The sequence below is a fragment of the Streptococcus sp. OMI750 genome (assembly GCF_047463895.1).
Classification (GTDB): domain Bacteria; phylum Bacillota; class Bacilli; order Lactobacillales; family Streptococcaceae; genus Streptococcus.
This window is the reverse complement of the sequence record NZ_JASHCZ010000001.1, coordinates 686100-706976: the sequence shown is the minus strand read 5'-3', so window position 1 is coordinate 706976 and position 20877 is coordinate 686100. Positions and strand designations below refer to the sequence as shown.

14 protein-coding genes and 3 pseudogenes are annotated in these 20877 nt (G+C 33.0%); 13 read left to right on the top strand and 4 right to left on the bottom strand.

Annotation, left to right across the window (positions count from 1 at the left end; all coding sequences use genetic code 11):
- Positions 1-82: 82 nt before the first annotated feature.
- Positions 83-3922, top strand: coding sequence for an SEC10/PgrA surface exclusion domain-containing protein (locus tag QM830_RS03595; RefSeq protein ID WP_414256926.1), 3840 nt, complete (start codon positions 83-85; stop codon positions 3920-3922).
- Between the two features lie 141 nt (positions 3923-4063).
- On the top strand, positions 4064-4435 hold the full coding sequence (locus QM830_RS03590; protein WP_414256925.1) for a hypothetical protein: 372 nt from the start codon (positions 4064-4066) through the stop codon (positions 4433-4435).
- Between the two features lie 423 nt (positions 4436-4858).
- Here QM830_RS03590 and QM830_RS03585 read toward each other — a convergent pair whose 3' ends face one another.
- The 4 genes and pseudogenes from QM830_RS03585 to QM830_RS03570 all read right to left on the bottom strand — a co-directional run.
- The gene (locus QM830_RS03585) at positions 4859-5089 is read right to left on the bottom strand and encodes a hypothetical protein (protein WP_003013674.1); all 231 of its coding nucleotides are present in this window, start codon (positions 5087-5089) and stop codon (positions 4859-4861) included.
- Positions 5090-5906: 817 nt separating this feature from the next.
- Positions 5907-6542, bottom strand: coding sequence for an ABC transporter ATP-binding protein (locus QM830_RS03580; protein ID WP_003003180.1), 636 nt, complete (start codon positions 6540-6542; stop codon positions 5907-5909).
- A gap of 2 nt (positions 6543-6544) precedes the next feature.
- The gene (locus tag QM830_RS03575; protein WP_414325648.1) at positions 6545-8554 is read right to left on the bottom strand and encodes a DUF1430 domain-containing protein; all 2010 of its coding nucleotides are present in this window, start codon (positions 8552-8554) and stop codon (positions 6545-6547) included.
- Between the two features lie 54 nt (positions 8555-8608).
- Positions 8609-8770: pseudogene (locus QM830_RS03570) on the bottom strand (lactococcin 972 family bacteriocin); the annotation flags it as partial.
- Between the two features lie 170 nt (positions 8771-8940).
- Here QM830_RS03570 and QM830_RS03565 point away from each other — a divergent pair.
- From QM830_RS03565 to QM830_RS03515, 11 genes and pseudogenes are all read left to right on the top strand, one after another.
- The gene (locus QM830_RS03565; RefSeq protein ID WP_414325647.1) at positions 8941-9789 is read left to right on the top strand and encodes a helix-turn-helix domain-containing protein; all 849 of its coding nucleotides are present in this window, start codon (positions 8941-8943) and stop codon (positions 9787-9789) included.
- Between the two features lie 501 nt (positions 9790-10290).
- Positions 10291-11424: a hypothetical protein gene (locus QM830_RS03560; RefSeq protein WP_049492979.1), complete on the top strand. Its 1134-nt coding sequence runs from the start codon at positions 10291-10293 to the stop codon at positions 11422-11424.
- A gap of 14 nt (positions 11425-11438) precedes the next feature.
- Complete coding sequence (locus QM830_RS03555; RefSeq protein WP_049492976.1) at positions 11439-12329, top strand: C39 family peptidase; 891 nt, start codon at positions 11439-11441, stop codon at positions 12327-12329.
- 36 nt (positions 12330-12365) lie between these two features.
- Positions 12366-13496 (top strand): hypothetical protein, encoded by a 1131-nt coding sequence (locus QM830_RS03550; protein ID WP_049492971.1) that lies wholly within the window; start codon positions 12366-12368, stop codon positions 13494-13496.
- A 311-nt stretch (positions 13497-13807) separates the two neighbouring features.
- Positions 13808-13870 (top strand): annotated as a pseudogene (locus tag QM830_RS03545) (hypothetical protein); the annotation flags it as partial.
- 205 nt (positions 13871-14075) lie between these two features.
- Positions 14076-15002, top strand: a complete 927-nt coding sequence (locus QM830_RS03540) for an ABC transporter ATP-binding protein (RefSeq protein ID WP_049492966.1) — start codon at positions 14076-14078, stop codon at positions 15000-15002.
- Between the two features lies 1 nt (position 15003).
- Complete coding sequence (locus QM830_RS03535; protein WP_049492963.1) at positions 15004-15765, top strand: ABC transporter permease; 762 nt, start codon at positions 15004-15006, stop codon at positions 15763-15765.
- Positions 15766-15980: 215 nt separating this feature from the next.
- Positions 15981-16077 (top strand): annotated as a pseudogene (locus tag QM830_RS03530) (ABC transporter ATP-binding protein); the annotation flags it as partial.
- 839 nt (positions 16078-16916) lie between these two features.
- On the top strand, positions 16917-17777 hold the full coding sequence (locus tag QM830_RS03525; RefSeq protein WP_023919397.1) for an Rgg/GadR/MutR family transcriptional regulator: 861 nt from the start codon (positions 16917-16919) through the stop codon (positions 17775-17777).
- A gap of 243 nt (positions 17778-18020) precedes the next feature.
- On the top strand, positions 18021-19220 hold the full coding sequence (locus QM830_RS03520; protein ID WP_414325646.1) for a radical SAM protein: 1200 nt from the start codon (positions 18021-18023) through the stop codon (positions 19218-19220).
- A complete protein-coding gene (locus tag QM830_RS03515; RefSeq protein ID WP_023919391.1) occupies positions 19213-20754 on the top strand; it encodes an ATP-binding cassette domain-containing protein in 1542 nt (513 codons plus the stop codon). The genes QM830_RS03520 and QM830_RS03515 overlap by 8 nt, the downstream gene beginning before the upstream one ends.
- Positions 20755-20877: the final 123 nt, after the last annotated feature.

Genomic DNA, 20877 nt, shown 5'->3' with positions numbered 1-20877 from the left:
GTTGCTAAAATATAGTATAATTCGGGTGTTTATAATTAAATAGTGATAATTTGCTCAATACTCTATCATAAAGGTGGGAATTATGAAAAAGAAAACGATCAAAGCAACTGTATCTGCTATATCAATAGCTACGGCTTTTGCGGGAATTTCTGTTGTACAAGCGGATGAAGTAACTGCAACTCAGCCAAATGAGTCAACATTAAGTGTTGAATCGAAAACTCCTTCGTCTACAAATATAAAACAAGTAGACGGAGTATTTGTCCATAATGGGGTTGCAACCGTAACGAAAACGCCAACTTCTGAAGTTGTAGAAGAAGCAAGAACAATCAAGGAAGAAACGAATCAATCGGTTTCAAATCAAGAAAGTGCATTAGTAAACGCTAAAGCTTCGGAAGCAACCGCTGCATCAAAAGTTTCCGAGGCAAATATTGACTTAAAGAATGCTGAGGCAAATAAAGAATCAGCTACGCCTGAAAAAATTGAAAAAACGAAGAATGAAATATCAGAAGTAAAAGCTGATATTGAGAAAAAGGAAACATCACAAAAAGATGCATCTGATAAAGTTCTAGAAGCTGAGAAAGAACGTAATCAGCAATCAGATGTTATTAAAAAAGATCAAGATAAAATTTCAGATCAAGAAAAGAAAATTTCGACAGCTGAGGAAGCAGTAGCAACTGCCCAAAAAAATCTTGATGGTACTGGAGCATCGGAAATCATTGCTGAAAGAGACAAAGCAAAAAGTGATGTAGCTGAAAAAGAATCAGCAGAAGAAGCAGCGAAAAAGGCTTTGGAAAATGCTATTAATGAAGACAAAAATAAAGCTGAAGAACTCAGTAAAGCTTCTGCTGATGAAAAAACGCAACTTAGTGCTAGTCAAGTATCTGCTAAACAATTAGCAGATGCTAAAAAGGTTGCAGAAGAAGCAGCAAATGCATTAGTGAAGGCTCAAAAAGAGAAAGAAACTGCCCAGAAAGTTTTAGATGGTACTGGCGTTGAAGAAATAGTAGCAGAACGTGATGCGGCTAAGAAAAATTTAGATGCTAAAGCAGCAACTGAAAATACAGCGAAACAAGAACTCGATCGTGCTAAAGAAGCGGATAATAAAAAAGCGACCGCACTAAAAAATGCAAAATCAGTTGAAGCGGATCAAATAAAGAAAAGTCAAGAAACTGCAGCAAACTTGTCATCTGCTGGAGAAAAACAAAAACAAGCACAAGAGAATCTAAAGAAAGCTCAAGAAAATAAGGTTTCAGCTCAAAGTAATCTTGATGCTTCTGAATCACAACTTTCCCAGACAATTGCAAATCGTGATAGCAAAGCAAATGATTTAGCAAATAAACAAAATAGTAAGATTCGTGCAGAAGCAGAGCTCAAAACAGCTAAAGAAAATGATGCTAAGAAAGCTTCAGAAATTTCAACTTTAACTACTCAGAAAAACCAAGAAGAGGCAAAAGTAAATGAAACTTCAAATGAGCTAGCGAGTGCTACATCAGCAGCTCAGAAAGCAAAAGAGAATAAAGAGAAGGCTGATCAAGCGGTTGAAACGCTCAATAAACAAATTGCAGTAATTAAAAATCTCACTATTCCTCAATTGCCTCAAGATGTCATTGATGCTTACAAGGCTTATCTTGCCGATAATTCAGATGCAAATAAAAATGCATTAAACGATGTTATTCAAAAATGGTTCACAGGTAGTAAGTATGATTTTGGTACTCCAGAGACGGTATATTCTCCTGAACACCAAAATATTGTTATCAAAGGTTGGCCAAATAAGGATATTGTTTTGCCTATCGATGACTCAGAAGTCGATTTGGATAATCTCACAGATAAACAGATTGAAGCTTTGAGTCAATATTATGTGCTTCTCGCAAACAATCTGCAAGACCAAGTCTGGGGAAGCCATGATTTTATAGTTACTAAAGAATCTGTTCAAGGGATTAAAAATATTGCAAAAGCTTACGCTGATGAAAATAAACCATATAGTTCAGGACACAGTGATTCAGCTCTGGCGAAAGACGGCCTTGAGTCAATTGCATGGGCTGGAGAAAATATGAGCTTCAACAACACTTTGCTCGGATATGGAGGGTACTATTCAGAAGCTAAAGAAACTCGTAAAGCTACAATGTCTCAATTATATCGTGAAGTGTATGATGCAGTGATTAGCTTTATTACAAACGATGTTCATGCTTACTTCGGTCACATGAAACTCATGATTGGTGAAAAAGCCCCTACAAAAACTTGTGCTGTCGGGGCCGCAAATAGCTTTACCGCCAATGGCGTTGGGCGCATGCACTTTATTAAATTTAAAGGTCAAGATGCTCATCTTGAATACGTTAAAGATGAACAAACTGGAGAATATCATTTTGTAAATGTTGATGATTACTATGATAAAGGAATTGCCAAACCTCTAGCTACTCCATTTGATACTTCAAGAATGGAAGATGAATTAACAGCTGCTAAAGCTAAGCAGACTGCAGCAAATACAGCAAATGATTCTGCACAGAATCGTTTGGAAAAGGCTAAATCAGAAAATGATTTAAGTACAAAAGCTCTCAAAGAAACGACAGCAAAATTAGATGCACTGAAAGCTACTCCTGACCAAACACCTGCAGCTACTAGTAAATTGGAAACCGCTACACAAAATTATAATGAAGCACAAACCCAATTTAATAAGGCTCAAGATGCACTTGATCAATTAAATGCTGATATTCAAAGCAAGCGCCAAGCTTTAGCAAATGCAAAAGATAATTTAGAGCAGGCTACAATAGCAGAAGTAAAAGCTAAATCTGATCTTGAAAAAGCAAAAGTAGAAAATCAAAATGCAAATCAAAATCTGAAACAAACTCAAAAACTAGTAGCAGAATTGATGTCAGTTCCTGATCAAACTCCAGGTGCAGAGAAGAAATACGACACTGCGAAACAACAAAAAGAAGAAGCTGAAACAAGATATATCAAAGCTCAAACAGCTCTGGATAACTTAAATGCTGACCTTCAAGTTAAGCAAAAAGCATTAGAAACTGCAAAAGAGGAGCTTGAAAAAGCAAAAGTAGCAGATAAGACAGCAAGAAACAATTTAGATGAAGTCACAAAAATTCATGAAAAACATTTGGCGGCATTAAATACTACTAGTCAAACGATTGCAAGATTAAACTCAATCTCAGAAAAGACACCTCTTGCACAAAAGAATCTAGATGAAGCTTCTCAACAATTGATTGCTGCCAAAACTCGTTATGCAAAAGCACAATCAGCAGTTGAAAATCTAAATGCAGACATTCAAACGAAACAAAAAGTTTTAGCAGATGCGCGTGCAGAATTGGATAAAGAACTTAAAGTTCTTTCAGATCTTAAAGCTGAAAAAGCCAAGGATGAAGCAGAACTCAGAAACCGTCAGAATAAGGTTGAAGAGTTAAAAGCTAAAGAAAGTCAAATTAAGGATGAAATTTCTAAATTTAAGACTAACTTAGTTGCTTTAGAAACACTTTTGGATCATCTTGAAAATGCTGATGCGTATTTGATGAAAGTAAAAGAAGCTTATGACAATGCAGTTGAAGAGCATCGTTTTGCACTTGAGAATGTAGAAAGAGAGGAAGCTAAACTTAAATCACTTCTACAAGATCAATTGGATGCAACTGCACAATATGAAGCTGTTAGAGAAGTATATTTAAATACTCGTACAAGACAAAACGAAGTCTTTAACGATAAAGTAGATCACAAGATGATTTCTCTGAATCCTGCGTTAGAAAAGAGTATACCAGAAAATACTTCTAACGAACGAGTATATAGCTATGCTGGAAATCAAGCTAAATATGCTGCAAATAGAGCCTTGCCTAATACAGGTTCAATTGAGAATTGGTTAGTGTTTGCAATGGGAATTGTTCTTTGTAGTTTTGGTATTTCAGTATCGCGGAAACAGCGTGATTAATAAAAGTTAGTTAAGTATTTCCTATTGTAGAGATGAATAAAAGTTTATTATTCAAAATTTGATTTTTACTAATGATGTTAGTGAAACTAGATATATGAAAAAAATAATAAATATCTTTAGATATTTATAGGAGGAAAAATAATGAAAAAAATTATTGCTTTAGTTATTTTAGTACTTGCGGTTGCAGCTGGGATATTCTTTTTCTTGAATCAAAATTCAGGACCAGAGAAGCAAATTATTGGTACTTGGTATGATAGTAAACACGATTCAACTATCGTTTTCAATAGCGATAAAACTCTAGAAGTAACAAATAATAAAGACGAATCTAGAGATGGAACTTGGAAAATCGCTGGGAAATACGTCAAATTAAAGGTTTCTAGTGCAGCGAGTGCTAAAGCTGAATTACCTGGAAAAGATGAAAAAGAAGTAAAATATTTAAAGATTCAATTTAATTCAATTGAAACTGTTAACAGTGATTTTCGTGTAGCAGACGGAACTTTTGAAAAACAGTAATATAATTGAGTATCTATCTTAAATATAGTTAAAAGATAAATAATAAAAGGATTTAGAATTAATGTTATTGTTAACATGGTTCTAAGTCTTTTTATTGTTTTTAATAAGCTTAATGGATCGAAAAATAGCAATAGTGTTAAAAGGGTAAATGTAGTAGTAAACAAAATCTTTCACTATTAAGTTTGTAAGTCATACTTGAATTTTGAAATTTTTAGTGGAAAATTAATAATAATAAGACAATTTCCTTCGTTTGACAAATGGAACTCAAACTATTTTTCATCAAATACCTTGATATACTTAACAAATAGTAGAAAAGGACTCAGTCCTGTAAAATACAGAACTAAATCCTTTGGATAGCCTATTTGCCTAACTTTTTTTGGTCAGTACAATCTGGTTGCTAGGGCTTTATTATGCTATATCTTACTAGGGATGATGATCTTTTTCAGGATAGCTCATAATATGTGTAAATATTTCTTTATATTTATATTTCAGATATTTTTCGTGTAGAATGAACAAAGCTACGTAAACAATCATAAAAACAATAGATAAATACAGCATATCAAATGTACTATGTCCAAAATAAGTTGCGGACTCATAAGATCCAATAGCTCCTAAGACCAACCAAGGAATATACTTGTAATACTTAGTTACCATAACACAGTCCCTCCTTTAATTAAACTAATGAGAATATCTAAAACTAAAAGTCATACCTGTACTTGTAGGATTATAATGATCTAAGATCATCAAAGTGCTAAATTCTCAAACCAACTTCTACCACCAATAAACGTGGAAGTTAATTTGTCAAAACAATGCTATTAAAAAATATAAGGGAAAACTTTTTTGTTAAATAAGGTTATCGTTACTATTAACCAAATATAGTTTTTAGCCAATCAACTATAAGTGGTCTAAGTAATGGGATTAAGAATAGACCTACAATGATACCTAAAATAAATATTAGAGACATTTTTTTGAAGCTTCTTTTGTTCATCTATGGACACATCCCTTCAATGAATGGAATCCCCACCATCGCCAACTATCTAACAAATTGAAAAGTGGGAGCAATGATATACAGAATAAATAGTGATTTTTTCACGTTTTCTACATCTTTCTTTAATATATATGATATACTAAACATATATCGAAATGTAAAAATGTCACATATATACACATAATTAGAGGTGGAACTGTTATGCGTTGGGATTACGGTACGATCTATAAAAAAATACGGAAATCAAAACATATTAGTCAAGAGGAAGTTTGCGCTGTAGTTTTACTAAATCTCTACGACTATAGATTAAAAATGTATACACTTCTATACAAATAGTAGAAAAGGACTCAGTCCTGTGCAATACAGAACTAAATCCTTTGGATAAATTATTAATCTAACTATTTGGGTGCACTTAACTTTCGGGATGTTTTGTCAGGAAATGAATATGTAACGTAATGAAAATCTGTGCTATTACCCTATTCTTCATTGACTAATTTTTAGGCTTACCACTTGATCAGCTTGTTTCCAAATGGTTGGATTATGTGTTGCAATAATGATCAGACGTTCCTTATTTTTTAATGTTAGGAGTAAGTCCATAATCTCCTGTGAGGTCTCAGGATCAAGAGCGGCAGTTAATTCATCTGCCAAAATTAGAGGAGGATCTTTTAAAATGATCTTTGCCAAGGCTACACGTTGTGCTTCTCCTCCAGAAAGCTCATATACTTTTTGATCTAGTTGAATATAAGATAGTCCTACTCTATCTAATACTTCTTCTTTAGTCTCTCTCTTTTTTTGTTTGTCTAATTTATGACCAATTAATCCCAAATCTAAATTTTCTGAAACAGTTTTATTATCGATTAGTCCAAAATTCTGGAAGAGATAACCGAGTTCATTTCTGAAATAGTTTGTTGGTTTAATCTTTCGTAAATCTTTTCCTTTATATTGAATACTTCCCTGATCATAAGGTTCTAGCTTGGCTACCATATTTAGTAAGGTTGTTTTGCCACAACCACTATTTCCGATAAGAGCATAGACTTTACCTGCATCAAAATTTAAGTTCAAATCACTAAATACCGTCCGGTCCCCAAAGGTTTTTGTTAGTTGATGGATTTTAATCATTTCTATGCTCCTTTCAATATAATACTAGCCATCCTATCTTCCTTACGAGAACGATGCATTAGTATTAAAATAGAATTCAAACCAAAGACGCAAGAGGTTAGAAAGACTACCCAAAGTTTATTTGTTAGCAAAAGACCAATAGCCCCTCCCAAAATGAAGATAACTATTTGCCAGATAAAAAATTTCTGGTGTAACTCAAAAAAATTTAATCCTGATATTTTCTTAATAAGAATAGTTTTACGAAATTCTTCAAAGTAGAGGATTGTCATTGTATTAAAGAGTAGAATTGAGGTAGCAATACCGAGAAAACCACCAGCAATGATTGTCAATATTTCAACTTGAATGTTGTGACTCATACCACGATAAACATAATAGGCAAGATCATACTGACTGATATATTTCTTTATTCCACCTTGTTCAACTAGTTTTTTAGTGGCATCCAAACCTTTAAAATACAGATAATCAGATGGATAAGTGAAGAAATCATTTCGATTTTTTCCAAAAGAGCTTGGTTTAAGGACAATAAGTATAGGATCACTTAGAAATTGTTGATATGAGATTGGTGTAGAATTATATACGAAACGCTTCTTATTGTTTGAAATATAGAAAATACGAGCTTTCATAGCCTGTTGAATTTTATTTCCCTTATCGTTTCGAATCGCTAGGAAATCTTCATAAATTTGACGCAATTTATCTTCTTGATCTTTTAATTTTTCAGGCAATAGTAGTCCAAATTCTCCTTCTCCAAGGCTATTAATGCTCTTCTTATCTTCTTCATTTAATTCTACATTCTGAATATCTAGATAATTAGGAGTCACATATAAGCTATTAGCATACGGATTGTAGTCATTTATCGACATTTTTCCCATTAAGGGATGTGAAGACAGACCTTTTAGATCGAATGATGCAAGTGGATGCTGAACAAGCATTCCTCCATTCTGAATGCCAGTTTCTATGAAGTTTTTCCATTGTTCTTCCAACATTTTTCTACTATCCTGATTTCTAGCCTCTGCCCCAAACTCCCTATTTGTTGAAAGCAATACCCAATCTTTTTGATTTGACCATGCTGTATCTCCAGCCTGATGCAATTGCCAAATAGTTGAATAGATACTTGTTCTATGAATGGTAAGTACTATTAAAAGAAAAGCAACCAATTGCCCCAAGTAAAGAATACCCATAATCTGTTTCAAAGGTAACTTTCCTTTGAGTAAAGAAACCAAATGTACCGCTTTAATACTTAAAACATAAAGAAAGCTAAAGAGTATAGAAAGGAACAAAAGTAACAAATTATAAGTTATGCTAGCTGAAAAAATAACTGGAACAGAAAATGGTGTGATATGGAGTAGACTTACACCACAGATTCCAAGAAAAACCCCTGTAATTATCCCTAAAAGTAAATCTCCACAATCACTAATAATTGAGTTTCCAAAAATCTGAGTTAGGTGCAATCCAGAAATATATCGAATCCCAACTGTTCGCATTTCCTTGGTTTTTTGAATAACCATTAAGGCTATAAAAGTTAGTAGAAAAATGACCAAAACGAGTAATTGACTACCATTTCCCATATACGTAAATAAGCTAAGAAGAATATTTGGATATGAAACAAATGTTTGTGTGAAACCCAATGATTGAAGTTCATGATTTAATCTATCTAGAGTGAGATTTCCAGATAAAATATAATAATTGGCCAATAAGCCACTATTGTAAAAATCTTCTTCACTAGCTTTAACAAGGCCATTTGGGATATGGCCAGATCCATATATTGCATAGGAAAAATGAACCTTACCTTTATCATCTATTTTTTCAATTTGTTCACCAATCACACTGTCTGTTTCATTTGCTAATTGATCTAAACTGTATTTTACCTGATCTTTTGATACCTCTTTGTTCTGGGAAAGAATAGCAATAGCTGGAAAACTATTGTGAATAACCACATATGAGGTTGAAAAACAAATCCAAAGTAGAAAACTTGTTATAAAGATATTTGAAAGGATGACAAAGAAGCGCTTCATACTTTACTCACTTTCTAAAATTTTCATGAATAGTAATATAATCTTTTCTATGAGCTATGAATTTTTTTTAAATCCGTAATTAAAATATACTGTTTCACCAAAATTTCTATTTATAAAAGCTCTTGAGGTCTGATGAGAAGGAGCGTAAGCATATGATGATTTACTATCTCTTGCACGAGTTACGCTTGACCAGTGATATTTGTAATCATGGTAATAATTTGAAAATGCACCCCAGTTATTTGGATCGTGAAAGCATTAATACAAAAAATAAATAGTGATTTTCTTTTGCATATCTGCACCTCCTTCTTCTATATATATGATATACTAAACACATAACGAAGTGTAAAAATGTAACATTTATACACATAATTAGAGGTGAAGTTGTTATGCGTTGGGATTACGGTACAATCTATAAAAAAATACGGAAATCAAAACATATTAGTCAAGAGGAAGTTTGCCAGGATTACACTTCAAGAGCGCACTTGTCGCGTATTGAATCGAACCAAGTAGTGCCTAGTTTTGAGTTGATGGAGCATCTTCTAAAGCAAGTTGGCCTAGATTTCGAAGAATTTCGATATATATGTCATTCTTACCACCATTCCGATAGGGAAGAAATTATCTTATTGGCAGAAGATAACAATGCCTACCAATCAAATGATAAATTATTGGAACTGAAGAATAAGAGTGTAGCTTATTTAAAAAAATATCCTAATGATATTCCTGTATCAAATATACTAAAGAGAGTAGAGGTCATTCTTTGTTTACGAGAATCTGGTCCAAATGAAAAGGTAAGAATAATGGCAACGGAAGCTTGGAACGAAATTAAAAATCAGGATGTCTGGTATCATAGTGACCTCAAATTAATTGTCGTTATTTTATTTACACTTCCACTAGAAACAGTGATTTCTATCTGTGATGAAGTGATAGATAGGCTCAATGATTACTTTGATTATACAGAGATTCTTCCCACCAAGTATAAATTACTCTCAAATTTAGCCAGTATTTTTCTATGGAATGGTTTGATGGAGAAATGTACGAGTATCAGTTATCTATTGTTAGATACGGCAAAAAAAAGTAAGCGATATGATTTTCTAGGAAATGCTAAAGTGACACTTGGAATTTGTTTAACGGATAAAAAGTTGGTCGATGAAGGATTACAGCTACTCGAATTAACGGATGAAAAAACACTGTTGGAAGCATGTCAGTCCGATGTGAATCGCTTTTTCAAGAAATGAGTTTCTAAATGGATTTAGTCATAAAACGGTTTGAAGATATAATCGACATATTGTTGTATCCATGCTCAATGGTTATTGGGTAAGGGATGGCAACCTACACATTATCCCGTTAGATCAGCTAGTTAAGCAATATTTGAAAAAATGATCATTTAATTTAACAAATAATAATTTTGAATTGCACCTCAAATGTTAGAGTTCATCTAATATTTGAGGTGTTTTTAATATGAAATACAATTATTTTCAATTATCAAATAAAGAGATTTCCGTTCATGAGACTTTGATAGCATAGTTTGAACCAATAAATACTGAGGAAAATATTTTGAGTTCATTTATCTAAGTATAAAATGTGTATATAAGAGACAATTTGACATTTGCTTTTTTATTTTGTGTATTATTATTCTAGAAAGAAAAAAATAGATTTCAATTTTAAAATCGTTCGTTATCTTTTTATTGTAGATAAATAGGTAATGAAGTAATGCTTAAGTCAGGAGGTATAGGCTGATGAAGAAAAAAGATCTTGTCAAACAAAAATTTTTAACTTTTATCATCCTTGGTATTATCATTCTCTTATCAGCCTGCACTCTTGTAGGACCACAAAAAAAATCTCCTTCCGGTAGTACCAATGTGTCTAGGAAAATAGGATTCGAGGAAAGAAAGGCAGAAGATCTATTAAAAAATTCTATTTCTATCCCTTATCCAGATGGGAAAATCTTTACACCTACCGCACTGTCAAATGATGGGATTGCTTATGGCGAGGCTGTTGACCAAGGACATGAAGATCAGAATTATCTTGCCAGTATGAATTTACATACCCAGGAATTTCAAAAGATAAAAGATGTTGAAAAGACATCCAATCTGACTCATGTAGCTGTTAGCTATGTAGATCATGATATTGTTGTTTTTGAAGAGTATGATCAACTCAATCAGACAGGGATCTACTATCTTTGGAAGATAAAAGACAAATCTTTAACGACACTGATCGATAGGAGACCTATTGGAACGGTTCCAGTTACTCAAGTAGCTCGATCCAACCAGAAACTCTTTATAAATTATGAAGTAGGCGATAGCCTATATCAAATTGAAGAATTTGACCTTGAAACAGGGACTCATCAGACGATTGAATCAGAAAATAGCGGTTTTCCGACTGTCTTTAAAGATCACTTGTATTATGTACAAATTGATAATATAGCTTTAACTACAAAAATTGTAGCCTACTCCTTAAATGATGGGCAGAAAAAAGTTATAGATCAAACAAAGGATGATCAACGCTATTATGTCGATTTATTGACGAACGGGCACAATCTTCTATACTTGGTTGCAAATAATAAAGATGCTTCGTTTACCTTCGAAAATAAAAACCATAAAAAGATATTTTCTACTTCACAGGCAGAAACCTCCATATATCGCAATATTTATCTCACATATATGGGAGAAAGAAGAAGTGAGGAGCGCGTTAAATCTCAATATTATTTGTGGGATTTGAGGCATCGGATTCATTATTTATATGATCATGGCCCCATTTTACTATCGGATAAAGGGATTCTATGGATTCAATTCAAAAAGAAAGATAGTGAGATTCCAAAAGGTGAAATCTATCGAAATGAAAACTCCGTAATGCGCTATCAAGAATGGTAGAAAGGAGAAAAATCATGAGAAAAGTTCATTTATTTCTTGTATTTTTAGCTTTGCTTGGTTTGTCTGGCTGTACAGCGACACAAAAAGAAAGCCAAACAAGTCCTTCCAGCTCTCGTAAGGTCACATCCTCTTCATCAACAACAGTTACTGTAAAAACAAAGGAGCGTACAGAACCTAATCCACCAATGCCAGCAGAAGTAGCAGAGCGATTAAAAATTAAGGAAGGCAATACGGAAGCCGGTGGTCAGGAAACTTTGCCATCTTCAACCAAGGAACAAGCTTCAATGCCAGAGAACACGCAACCTTCTCAATCGCTCAAGCAAGAATCTTCTAGCAAAGTGAATCAAGTGATCCGAAAACTATTGCCTATTCCTCTAAAACTTCAAGAAGAATGGTATTTCTGTGCTCCGGCGACAGTCCATATGATGCTGGCTAGTCGAGGGGTTAGCGTCTCTCAACATCAATTAGCTAAGGAAATGGGGACTTATAATCCCTATGGGACTCATAATCGAGATGCGATTCGCGTCTTGAATCAGAATCTATTTGGCTATCCAGAACCAAGTGGAAACCAAGCAGGTTATCGACTAGCTACTGTAACAGACGCTCGTCCAGATTCTGAAGATATCCGAATCTTTAAAGAACGCGTGCGCAAAGATATTGATGATGGCTATCCTCTCTATTACACCTTCAATGTGGCACAAATCTATCCTGGAAAAAGTGGGGAACATAATGTGATTGGAGTAGGCTATGAATTGACAGCAGATGGCAAGGACATCGCAGCAATCTATTATCTAGACCCCGATACACATGTACAGGATCCAACCTATGGAGGCTTGAAGAAACTGACACCAGAGGAGTTATTAGCAGCCATGGTTACATGCGGTGAGAAAAATTATGCTTGGTGAGAAAGTGAGTCGTGAAATGGATAGGAGGGATAACCTATGAAACGCTCTTATCTTTTTGGGATTTTATTTCTATTCTTCCTTTTGCTTTCTTGTTCTAAGGTCCAAACACCAATGTTTCAAGTTGATCCAGAATCGAATCTTTACTTGGTCACCTCAAAAAGTATTCAATCATATACTAAGAAAGAGAATAAGCTCGAGTTACATCGAGTAGAAAAAATTGATGTAGCAACGTATGTTAATCTCTGGTTTTCGTGTTTAAACAGTGGTGATAAGATGATCGTAACTGAAGGTGATGATTTTGCACCAATAGATCATCAAAATATCATTTCAATTGATTTTTCCAAAGGCGAGATAAGGAAAAATCATACTAAGAATTATGCAATGATGGGATCAGGTATCTCTTCTAATTACTTTTATACTGCTCAAACAGATGCAAACTCAGGAATATTAACAGTCTTTTCTCTTAATGGAAAGCAAGTTTTTCAGAAAAAATTTAACCAAATGACAGCAATTTCGAGTCAGATTGTTGCAAATAATTCTAACGTATATGCTGAGATTGCTTATCAAGATCCAAAACGAAATCGTCCAGAAGGCGTGTTGGATTCAGATTTAATAGTACTAAATGAAAAAGAGCATTGGAAAGAAAAAGATAGAATTCGATTAACTTCAGATGGTAAAAAGGTTGAAATGTTAGAAGGCTTGGCAATTGTCAAAGATAGGGCATTCGTAAGTATCTCTGCAATTCGTGATACAGATACTTTTGAGAAGGTGGCAGGAAACCAATTGTTGTCAATCAATTTGCACACTGGAGAAAGGAAATTATTTACCTTACCCAATCCTTATCCTAATATGCTTTATCCAAGTCCAGATAATCATTACCTTGTCGTCAAGCACGAGGTAGAAGGAAAGAATATTTTATCTGTTCTTGATTTACAAAATGAAACTATAAAAGCGATTGTGTTGGATGACAATTCAGGTGAAACACCAGAGGAAATAAATTCTTTTACAATTTCAAATGAAAATATGTTGTATCTAGCTACTGATCAACATTTATTACAATATAGTCTCAAGGATGCTAAGTTGATTGAGAAACAGAAATTAAAATTGGGAAAAGATGATTTTCCAATCGGATTAAGAATCGTAGAAAAAGACTTAGGGTCAAATTAATAATAAAGGCTCATTGTCAACTGTAGTGGCTTGATAAAAAGTTACAATCTGGAGATGACTAAATTGGTTCTCTCCTTTATATAAGAAGTAAGTTAGCATACGTTAGTCAGGATCCCTATGTATTTGAAGGGACACTGAGAGATAATTTAACTTTGGGAAATTCAATGATTGTAGATGAAGAAATCAATAGGATTTGTATCGAATTTGGTTTATTTGAACTTACATCAGAGGGAAATGGGCTAAGGCTATTTCTTCTAGAAAATGGATAGAACTTATCTGGTGGTCAAAAACAAAAAGTTGGATTAGCTAGAGCTATACTAAGTAATCCTGAAATTTTATTATTAGATGAGGCGACAAGTAGTTTTGATAAATAATCCGAGAAAAAAGTTTTTGAATATTTAAATTCAATTAAAAAAACATGATAATAATAAGTATTTTTCATGAAGATAGCTTCATGAAATTTGTAGATAGATTTATTGTTATGGATAAAGGAAGAATCATTTATGATGGATTTCCCTTAGATAAGTAAATAAATAGTATGTTTGAATATAAACGTTGTTAACTAGAAGGGAAGACAAAATGGCACTATTACAAATTATTGGTCTAAATAAATCGTATAACAAAAAGAAAGTAATTGAAGATTTGTCATTTGAGTTGCAGAGTGGCGAAATAATGGGCCTCATCGGACAAAATGGTTCTGGGAAAACTACAATATTCAAGACGATTTTAGGTTTAGTAAAAAAAGAATCTGGTGAAATTAAAATCAATGGGAAACTAATTGAAGGGAACTCAAAGGGCTATTTGAATACTATCGGTACGATTATTGAATACCCTACATTTTATGAATCTTTAACAGCTAGACAGAATTTAATGCTTATTTCCAGTCTTTATGATGAAGTAAACTTATCAAAAGAAGATTTTTTAAACTATCTGCATTTAGTAGGTTTAGACAATAGTGTGGATTGTAAAGTATCTAGTTTTTCATTAGGTATGAAACAACGTTTGGGGCTTGCTCAAGCCTTAATCCATCAGCCAACTATCTTATTATTAGATGAACCATTCAATGGGTTAGATCCCATAGGAATGAAAGAGTTTAGAGACTTGCTCATTGAATTGTCTAAAAAAGGAGTTGGGATTGTAATTTCGAGTCATTCATTGGAAGAATTAAGTAAGTTAGTAGATACAGTTACAATTATCAATCAAGGGAAAGTAATTTTCCAAGGGAAAAAGACAGAATTTTTATCACTTGGATCTATAAAGAACGTTTGGTTGTTGAAAACTGATAACATAGAACTTACAAAGTCTATCTTAAATAACTTAAACATTGTTTTTACTGAAAGAATAGAGCAACTTGAGTTATCTTTAGATATAGAATCAATGAAAGAGGTAAAGGAGAAATTACTCACAGAGTTATTACGTCAGGATATCTCCATCATAAATTTTTCTGAGAAACAAAATAATTTTGAAGATATTTTTATCAAAATGCAGAGAGATATGGAGGTTTGATATGCTTAAATTAATAAAGATTGAGTTGTTCAAATTATTTGCTGGGAAAAAGATTTTCTATGTTTTTGGAGGGTTTGTTTGTGTCATTTCTCTATTGATACTGTATCTAAGAATGGTTGCACCAGAATCTTCATTTGGAAATGTTTTTAAAACCTCCAGCGATACATTTTCGATATTTGCTTTGATAGTAGGAGTTATAGTAGCATTAGTACCGTTTTATCAAGAAATTCAGCAAAAAACAATTAAATCATTGTTAGTCACACCGGTTAAACGAGTAGAAATTTTATTTTCGAAATTGTTAGCATCTATTTTTGCCTCATTCTTAATTTTAGTTGTTTTATGTCTAACATCTTTTATAGCGACAACATTACTATTTGGATTTTTTAAAGTTGGAGCTTACTCTTCATCTACAGATAATATGCTTACTTTTACGGCCGGATTCATTCAAATTATTACAACGTTTTTTACAACTATTTTTTATAGTACTACAATTATTTGTTTATTTTTGATAACAAATTCTTTATCTAGTACCCTAGTTGGAGTTGTTTTGTTAAGAGGTTTAGGAGAACTGATTTCAAGAAGTTTATTAGACAAAAATAACTTATTATTATCTTTTAGCCCATTAGGAGTATTGAATATTTTAAACCCTGTTTCAAGGAATATTTCGATAATTAGCTACACCATTCAACTACTTTTAACTGTTATTTATTCAATAGTAATTTTTTACATTGACACTAAACTATTTGAAAACAAAGAATTCTAAATCTATAAAAAGTACAAAACAGTAACAATTCAAATGGTGTGAACTTTTTGGTGAAATCTAGCTCAATTCGTTTATTTTTAGGGTAAAATTCACACCATTCAAATGAAATTTATTCAAATTAGATGAAATTCTGTTTTCTGTAAATGTGGGAAAACATTGATTTCAAGCAGATATTGAAACTTATTCAAATAAAAGTGTTTCCAACCCTTTCTTGTGATGCAAATTTGTTGATTCTTGATGAGCCGACAAATTTCTTGGATTTAATGGCGTTAGAAGCTTTAGAAGAGTTTTTAAATAGTTATGAGGGTGCTTTTATACTTATATCACATGATGGTTACTTGTTAGAGAGAGTACACTCTAATAAAATTTTAGAAATAAGGGATATGCAGCTTAATATTATTGAGAACAAAAATTAAAAACTATTTAACTTAACAATTACATAAGCTCCGAAGACTTAATTTAAGATTCTTTAGGTCTTGATATCATTAGAAATCTTGATTTTAAAGGCTTTAGAGTTCAAAAAATTAACGATATTCAATAATATTACATTATATTGGACAGTAAATGGACAGTGACAGAGTGTTTGAAGGAGAGTAAAAGAGGCTTAAATGCCTCTTTTTTATATGTTTGTGGACTAGAAGTAGATAGAATATATAGATAATATGTAACAGTTACACAACTTATTTTACATTACCTGACTTTACGAATGATATAAAAAAGACCCTTAAAATAATTGATTTTAAAAAGATAGTTTTCGTTAGGTTAATTTATTTGCACGTCAAACACTATAAAAAGAGAGTGGGACAGAAATCGGTAATTCGTTAGAATTCGATTTCATCGTCCCACCTCCGCACAGTTGAGTAGGGCTGTAAAAGCTGATGAAATCAGCGTAGTAGAGCCCACTCAACCACTACGTATTGCTGACAATCCAAAGACAATTGAGAGGCTAGGACTTTTGTCCCAGCCTCTTTTTATAAGAGAGTGAAATTATCCAACTCCTATAACTATGATTCCTCCAAGTATTACTAAAGATAAGTAAAAAAATAATTTTTTATTCATAATAGCAACCTCTTTTCTTTTTCTCCTATGATATAATGTTATTCAAGATATTGTAATAAATTCCCTTATACACAATTTAAGAGGTACTTTAAATGAAATACGGAAAAATTTTTAAAAAATTTAGAGAATCAAGAGGACTGTCACTAAAAGATGTTTCTAAATGTGGAGTATCAAGTTCTCACCTGTCAAGGTTTGAGCATGAAGAAGCTGACTTAACTATTACAAAATTCATTTTAGCACTTGAAGCAATTAATATGCCAATTGAAGAATTTATATACGCAGCGCGCGATTTTCATAGAGATGACTTTAATGAATTGTTAGAGAAAATTCGTTTATTAGTAGCAAAGCGAGATATCGTTGGTATGGAAAATTTACTGATTAGTTTGTTGGAAAATAAAAAGAAGAAAGGCCCTTTTTATGAGCTAAATACGATTTTGGTTAAGATTCGTTTACAGGACTTATCAGGAAAGATCTATGTGACAGATCAAGATATTAGTTTTATCAGTGAGTACTTATTTTCTGTAGAATACTGGGGGTGTTATGAATTGTTGTTGTTTATGAATACATTAGATGTTTTAAATCATGAAACTATGATGGTTTTATCAAAAGAAATGTGCCATCGCTCTGAATTTTATAGAGATATTCCAAATAATCGTCGTTTACTATCGACCATGTTGTTAAATGCCTATATAACATGTATTGAACGAAACGAGCTAATAGATGCTCTTTATTTTGAAAAACAACTAAAATTTTGTAACTTCTCAGAAACTGAAATTTATGAAAAACTAGTGTTTCATTATGCGAAAAATTTGTACGATTTAAAGAAAACTCATAATCAATATGCTTTAATTGAGATGAGAAAATGTATCGCAACAATGAAATTAGTAAATAGTCAACAGTTAGCATGTACGTTTGAACATCATTTAGAACAAGTGTTGAACGATTTAGAATAAATTGTGTATAAGGGAATTTTTTATAGCGCTCCTAAAATGGTAATATGATATCTATATAAAACATAGGAGGTGAAAATAATGGAAGAACTACAAGTTATTAACCTTGAAGATCTTTTAGAGTTTGATCAAGGTTATGTTGTTAATAATAACTGTGGACCAAGTCATTCTTGTGGTGGCGGTCGATAGTTTCTTCCGAGGTGGGGAAAAATTTCCCCATCTCTGTTTTCATTAATGAGGATTGCTATGATTAAAAAAATTGATACTGATTTTGGTACATATTATTTTGATTCCATTTCTTTTACTTTGTCTTCTTCACCTGAATATAAAAATACGTCTAATACTTTGGATAATCTTGATGATGGAATCTTGAAGAAAGTTGTAATAAATATTTCAAATAGCTGTAATCTATCGTGTTCGTACTGTTATGCTGATGGTGGAAACTATGGCATGGACAATCGAGTAATGGATTTTGATACTGCTGATAAGATAATTCAGGAAATTGTAAGTAAGGGAATAAAACAAATTAATCGATTAATACTTTTTGGAGGAGAGCCTTTTTTAAATATTGAGTTGTTTGTATATTTTATTGAGAAATTATCTAAATTTTTAAATATATTAAAAGTTGAGACTGTTACTAATGGTACTGTTTTGAATCATCGAGTAAAGCATATGTTAAATAAATTTCATCCATTTTTAACAATTAGTTTAGATGGACCAGAGGTTGTTCATGATAGGTTAAGGGGAAAAGGAAGTCACAGAAAGACTCTGAGATTCATTAAGTATTTAAAAAGTATTGATTATGATAATTACGAAATTGCATCAACGTATACTCGTATTCATCAAAAAAATGGTATTAGTAGAGAAGCTATTTTCAAATATTTTACTGAGATGGATGTTCATTTTAATGTTAATGATGTCTTCAGTAAAAATAAAGTACTTATTGTTAAAGAAATGGAAAAAAGTTTATCGGAAAGAAAAACTTTTATAGATACATCTATTCAGAATGTAATTGATTGTAATGAGAAAGCATTTATTAGCCCAATCTTATACGATGTTTTAATATCTATGATTTACAAGAGTACAAACCATACTTTCTGCGATGATATTGATCCTTCCAATACAATTACTTTTGACGTAGATGGAAGTAAGAAGTTGTGCTTTAGATTCTGGGGGAGTCATAATAGTCCAAATGTTGAAACATTTAATAATAAGGATAATTTTTCTAAGTGTAAAGATTGCTGGTGTAGAGGTATGTGTATAGAATGTGTTGCCAATGTAATTGATGGTTATTCCACTGTCATTAACGAGAATGGAGAATTCATAGAATGCCACAAGCCAGAACTTATGGAATACTGCATACAACAAATTATATACCTTTCTAGAGATAAAGAGCGACTATCTAAGTTGGTAAATAATTTCAGGAGGTTTATACGTTATGCTTAGATCTTATGTAACCAAGAAGCACTTATTCTTCTATTTTGTGGCGATTATGATTACTTGGCTGGAGGCTATCATTACACCAGCTTTGATTCAGTATATTGTCTCTAGTTTTACCAATCACCAGTTGCATTTGCTATGGCAAGTCTTGGTTTGGGGGATTATTGGAAATTTGATTCTCTTGCTGGGTTTGGCGGGGAAACGTTATTACTATGCACGAGTACTGACAGACTTCAAGTTGGGTATTAAGAAGGATATCTTTCAGACTTTCTTATATAGTCGTCGGATTGCGGATGAGGAAGTTTTGTCAGACTTGGAAAATGATGTAAAACAGCTAGAAGATAATTATATTGAGTCGACTGTTATTATCATTTCTTCTTTGGGATTTACAACCGTCTCTATCTGTTATGCTCTTTGGACTAATTTTTATCTTGGCTTGCTCTTTATCGTTTTTTATTCGATACCTACTCTTTGTAGTGGAATTGGCTCTAAACGTTTGGATGAAATTACGAAGGAGAAGTCCCTAGCGAACCAAGTCTATGTCTCTCAAGCAACCAATATGATCGCAGGTGCTCGTTCCATACGGTATTATCGGGGACAAAGTTTGTTTTTCAAATTGTTTTCTAAAGATTTGCATAAGACTCTAAAGGAAGAAATCGCCTATGAGAAGCAACGGACAATAAATAGTCTCTTTATCAATGGAATTGATGCTTTTTGCTCGGTCGCGCCTATTGTCATTGGTGGTTTCATGACCTATTATAACTACCTATCTGCAGCCAGCTTTGTAGGGATTTACCTAGTATCGTATAATATTGGCTATCAATTTCAGGAGTTGTCTTATTTTATCAATACTAGAAAATCAGCTAAGTCTCTCTGTGATAAATATCAAAAATTGCTGGGAGTGGGCTTTGAAATGCCTTCTGTTCTCGAAGGTTCTGTCTTTCCTATCCAGTTAAAGCAAGTAAGTGTAGTGCGTGATGGTCAAGAAATTCTAGCCCCTTGTGACCTAACTATTGAGGAAGGCGAAAAGATTGCTATTATCGGAGAAAGTGGGTCTGGGAAAACCACCTTACTGAACCTAATTTATGGTGAAATTAAGCCCAGTCATGGTCGGATTCGCTACCATGGGCAAGAGCTAACCTCGGATGAACTTTATCAGGCAGGAGCCTACATTCTCCAGTCTAGTCATATCTTTGATGGTTTGAGCCTAGAGGAAAATATTGCTTTGGGACAAGAACTGGATTCCGTAAAGATGGATGAAATCCTGCGACAAACTGGTTTGAAAGCTCTTCAAAGCAAAACCCCTAGTAACCAGACTCTGTCGGGCGGTGAGAAGCAGCGGTTAGAAATTGCACGTGCTCTCTATCACAATCGCCAATTTATCCTAGCTGATGAAGTCAAAGCCAATCTGGACCTTAAAAATCAAGAGAAAATCAGTCAACTTCTCTTCTCGCTCCCTCAAACACTCGTAGAAGTGATTCATCACTATAGTGAAGAGGACTTGAAGCGCTATGATAAGGTGATAAAACTGGAGAAATAGGTGGAGGTATAGGTTTCAGAAAGGAGTGGCAAGTTCTCTCTTTTTTGTAGGTTGGATAATAAAAACTCTGTCTAAAAATATCAGTACAATAACATCAAACTAGGGATGTAGCTAGTGAAAGTC

Excerpts from the sequence above, each read along its gene's own strand:
- QM830_RS03595 (WP_414256926.1), top strand. The coding sequence starts at position 83 with ATGAAAAAGAAAACGATCAAAGCAACTGTATCTGCTATATCAATAGCT.
- QM830_RS03590 (WP_414256925.1), top strand. The coding sequence starts at position 4,064 with ATGAAAAAAATTATTGCTTTAGTTATTTTAGTACTTGCGGTTGCAGCT.
- QM830_RS03585 (WP_003013674.1), bottom strand. The coding sequence starts at position 5,089 with ATGGTAACTAAGTATTACAAGTATATTCCTTGGTTGGTCTTAGGAGCT.
- QM830_RS03580 (WP_003003180.1), bottom strand. The coding sequence starts at position 6,542 with ATGATTAAAATCCATCAACTAACAAAAACCTTTGGGGACCGGACGGTA.
- QM830_RS03575 (WP_414325648.1), bottom strand. The coding sequence starts at position 8,554 with ATGAAGCGCTTCTTTGTCATCCTTTCAAATATCTTTATAACAAGTTTT.
- QM830_RS03565 (WP_414325647.1), top strand. The coding sequence starts at position 8,941 with ATGCGTTGGGATTACGGTACAATCTATAAAAAAATACGGAAATCAAAA.
- QM830_RS03560 (WP_049492979.1), top strand. The coding sequence starts at position 10,291 with ATGAAGAAAAAAGATCTTGTCAAACAAAAATTTTTAACTTTTATCATC.
- QM830_RS03555 (WP_049492976.1), top strand. The coding sequence starts at position 11,439 with ATGAGAAAAGTTCATTTATTTCTTGTATTTTTAGCTTTGCTTGGTTTG.
- QM830_RS03550 (WP_049492971.1), top strand. The coding sequence starts at position 12,366 with ATGAAACGCTCTTATCTTTTTGGGATTTTATTTCTATTCTTCCTTTTG.
- QM830_RS03540 (WP_049492966.1), top strand. The coding sequence starts at position 14,076 with ATGGCACTATTACAAATTATTGGTCTAAATAAATCGTATAACAAAAAG.
- QM830_RS03535 (WP_049492963.1), top strand. The coding sequence starts at position 15,004 with ATGCTTAAATTAATAAAGATTGAGTTGTTCAAATTATTTGCTGGGAAA.
- QM830_RS03525 (WP_023919397.1), top strand. The coding sequence starts at position 16,917 with ATGAAATACGGAAAAATTTTTAAAAAATTTAGAGAATCAAGAGGACTG.
- QM830_RS03520 (WP_414325646.1), top strand. The coding sequence starts at position 18,021 with ATGATTAAAAAAATTGATACTGATTTTGGTACATATTATTTTGATTCC.
- QM830_RS03515 (WP_023919391.1), top strand. The coding sequence starts at position 19,213 with ATGCTTAGATCTTATGTAACCAAGAAGCACTTATTCTTCTATTTTGTG.